This is a genomic window from Agromyces sp. P1_H4 (assembly GCF_056405255.1).
In genome coordinates, this window is the sequence record NZ_JBFUCL010000432.1 from 1 (window position 1) to 2668 (window position 2668).

General features: G+C 73.8%; 4 protein-coding genes. 3 read left to right on the top strand and 1 reads right to left on the bottom strand.

The features are described from left to right. A partial coding sequence (locus tag AC1DY2_RS18395; RefSeq protein WP_476763726.1) for a TetR/AcrR family transcriptional regulator C-terminal domain-containing protein occupies positions 1 to 424 on the top strand: 424 nt, incomplete at its 5' end. Between the two features lie 4 nt (positions 425 to 428). Here the strand turns inward: AC1DY2_RS18395 and AC1DY2_RS18400 are convergent. After that, a complete protein-coding gene (locus AC1DY2_RS18400) occupies positions 429 to 1046 on the bottom strand; it encodes a histidine phosphatase family protein (RefSeq protein WP_476763727.1) in 618 nt (205 codons plus the stop codon). 150 nt (positions 1047 to 1196) lie between these two features. Here AC1DY2_RS18400 and AC1DY2_RS18405 point away from each other — a divergent pair, with 150 nt between their 5' ends. Together AC1DY2_RS18405 and AC1DY2_RS18410 are read left to right on the top strand one after the other, a co-directional pair. After that, positions 1197 to 1868, top strand: coding sequence for a DUF2306 domain-containing protein (locus AC1DY2_RS18405; protein ID WP_476763728.1), 672 nt, complete (start codon positions 1197 to 1199; stop codon positions 1866 to 1868). Between the two features lie 4 nt (positions 1869 to 1872). Further along, a partial coding sequence (locus AC1DY2_RS18410; RefSeq protein ID WP_476763729.1) for a histidine kinase dimerization/phosphoacceptor domain-containing protein occupies positions 1873 to 2668 on the top strand: 796 nt, incomplete at its 3' end.

Here is a 2668-nt window from a genome sequence, read left to right on the forward strand (position 1 = left end):
TGCACTCCGCGAACGCATCCTCGCCGCGCGAGGGGTGATGCTGCGGCATCCGTGRCTGCCGGGCGTGATGGACTCACGGCAGGGCCTCGGCCTGACGACTGCGAGGTACGTCGACTCGGTCGTCGGCACGCTGCGCTCGGGGGGACTGTCGTACGACCTCATCCACCACGCGATGCACGCGCTCGGCAGCCGCATGTTCGGCTTCTCGCAGGAGCTCGGCGAGAACGCCGGCGACGACGGGTCGGGCGACCCCGACGAGCTGGCGCAGATGGCCGCCCAGGTGCCCCACCTCGCCGAGATGCTGTCGGTCGTGCGCCACGACGACCCCGAATCGACCCTCGGCTGGTGCGACGACCAGTTCGAGTTCGAGTTCGGGCTCGACCTCATCCTCGACGGCATCGAACGCGCCGGCCGACGCGGCTGAGTCCTCAGCCGACGAGCCGCGCCGCCTCGTCGGCACCCGCTTCGAGACCCGGGAGCACCACGGCGAAGTCCGCGCCGCCGACGGTGCGCACGCGCCACGCGGCATCCGCCCGGTCGACGTACGACGACGACGCGTTCTCGAGCTTCGGGTAGTGCCGGGGCTCGTGCCCGCTGATCTCTGCGAGCGTGTGCCGGATGAGCGTGCCGTGGGCCACCGCGATCACGCGCGCGCCGGGATGGTCGTCGGCGATGCGCTCGAGACCCCGGACCCCGCGCGCACCGACCTCGTCGTCGGGCTCCTTGCCGGCCCACTCGCGGTCGGGCCAGCGCACGTACAGCTCCGAGACGTGCGTGCCCTCGGCGACGCCGAAATCCTGCTCGAGGAGCTCGTCGTAGGTGCCGCCGAGTTGCACGCCGAGGGCGGCCGCGATGATCTCCGCCGTCTCGCGTGCCCGGCCGAGCGGTGAGCTCACGACGACGTCCCACGGCTCGCCGGCGAGCGCGGATGCCGCCAGGCGGGCCTGCTCGCGACCCGTCGCGTTGAGGGCGATGTCGGTGCGGCCCTGCATGCGCAGCGCCAGGTTCCAGTCGGTCTGTCCGTGGCGGATGAGGGCGAGCAGCATCGTTCCAGCCTACGGGCCGCACGCTGAGCGGATGCCGCGTGGTGGCGGTCCCACGGCCACGCTCGTGCGCGTGCGCCTCAGCCGATCGGACGAGGGAGTTCGGGCCGCGAGGCCGATGCGGCGGCGCGGGCCGGCGACGAGCATCGAGCCATGAAGAAGTCGGAATGGCTCGCCCCTTCAGGGCTCATCGTGCTCAGCCTGGTGCCCGTCCTCGCCGGGTCCATGCGGCTCACCGAGCTCGCCGGCGGTGGCACCGTGACCGCCGAGAATGCCCGGTTCTTCGATTCGCCGGTCCCGGTGGTGACGCACATCGTCGCGTCGAGCGTGTTCCTCGTGCTCGGCGCGCTCCAGTTCGCGCCGTCGCTGCGGCGGCGCCGCTGGCACCGGGTCGCCGGCCGCGTGCTCGTGCCGGCCGGCCTGCTGTCGGCCCTGTCCGCGCTGTGGATGACCCTGTTCTACGCCCTGCCCGCGGTGAACGGCGTCGCGATGTTCGTCATGCGCCTCGGCTTCGGCACCGCGATGGCGGCGTTCATCGTGCTCGGGTTCACGGCGATCCGGCGCGGCGATGTCACGACCCACAGCGCGTGGATGACCCGCGCCTACGCGATCGGTCTCGGCGCCGGCACCCAGGTGCTCACCTTCCTGCCGTGGACGCTCGTGTTCGGGGCACCGGGCCAGGCGATGCACGCCGTGCTCATGGGGGCCGGATGGGTGATCAACCTCGCCGTGGCCGAGGTCGTGATCCGCCGGCGCGCCGCCCTCGGCCGCCGCTCCCCCGTCGCGCCTCGCCGGGCCGGTGTGCTCGGTGCGCCCCTATCATGAGGGCATGACGAGCCCCCTCCGCTCGATCTGGGATGCGCCGGCGGCCACACCGCGTCCTCCCCGACGCGTCTGGCGCGACTGGGTGCTCGTCGCGGTGGTGCCGATGGCGGCCGTCGTCGAGGCGGCGGCCCGTCCCGAGGTCCCGTCGCGCTGGGTGTGGGCGGTCGTGCTCACCGCGATCGCGCCGACGCTGCTCTGGCGCCGCACGCACCCGCTCGCCATGCTCGCGATCGCCTTCGGCCTGGGATCGGTGTTCACCGTCGTCACGGGCGGCGATCCCGAGCTCGTCGCCACCGCCGCCATGCTCCTGCTCGTCTACGCGGCCGTGCGCTGGGGCTCGGGGCGCGCCATGGTGGGCGGTGCCGCGCTGGTGCTGGCCTCGTCGGCGCTCTCGTTCGCGTACGGCCCGTTCACCCTGGCCGACCTCATCGGCGCGGTCGCCGTGCTGGCCACCACGATCAGCCTCGGGGTGGCGTTCCGCTGGCGGGCCGCTGCCCGCGCCCGCGAGCTCGACCGGGTCAAGCTCCTCGAACGCGAGCAGCTGGCCCGCGACCTGCACGACACCGTGGCGCACCACGTCTCGGCGATCGCGATCCAGGCGCAGGCGGGCACCGCGGTGGCCGCCACCGACCCCGACGCCGCCGCCCGCGTGCTGCGGGTCATCGAGGCTGAGGCATCCCGCACCCTCGACGAGATGCGCTCGATGGTGCGCATCCTGCGTCGCGACGAGGCGGTCGAGCCTGCTGGCACCGCCGGCGCGGCGGGCACGGCGGCGGCCGACCGCGCCCCCAGCCCCGCCA

What these genes read in the sequence shown, in the direction of transcription:
- AC1DY2_RS18400 (WP_476763727.1), bottom strand. Translation starts at nt 1,046, where the DNA reads ATGCTGCTCGCCCTCATCCGCCACGGACAGACCGACTGGAACCTGGCG.
- AC1DY2_RS18405 (WP_476763728.1), top strand. Translation starts at nt 1,197, where the DNA reads ATGAAGAAGTCGGAATGGCTCGCCCCTTCAGGGCTCATCGTGCTCAGC.